Source organism: Nocardioides sp. Soil805, from assembly GCF_001429625.1.
GTDB lineage: Bacteria > Actinomycetota > Actinomycetes > Propionibacteriales > Nocardioidaceae > Nocardioides.
On sequence record NZ_LMSU01000001.1, the window covers coordinates 1 to 229 of the forward strand.

At 61.1% G+C, this 229-nt stretch carries 1 rRNA gene; it reads right to left on the bottom strand.

Features of this window, described 5'->3' with window-relative positions:
• Positions 1 to 48: 48 nt before the first annotated feature.
• A 5S ribosomal RNA gene (gene rrf / locus ASG94_RS00005) occupies positions 49 to 165 on the bottom strand.
• Positions 166 to 229: the final 64 nt, after the last annotated feature.

Here is a 229-nt window from a genome sequence, read left to right on the forward strand (position 1 = left end):
GAAATGGGAAAGAGGGGCCGCCTGGTGGCGGCCCCTCTCCCAATGTATGTCCGGCGGCGTCCTACTCTCCCACAACCTCTCGGTTGCAGTACCATCGGCGCTGAAAGGCTTAACTTCCGGGTTCGGTATGGGACCGGGTGTTTCCCTTTCGCTATGGCCGCCGTAACTCTTGCGGAACACACGCACCCACACGTGTGTGGGGGTGTTCCAAGTCTGGGTGGTCGTGCGT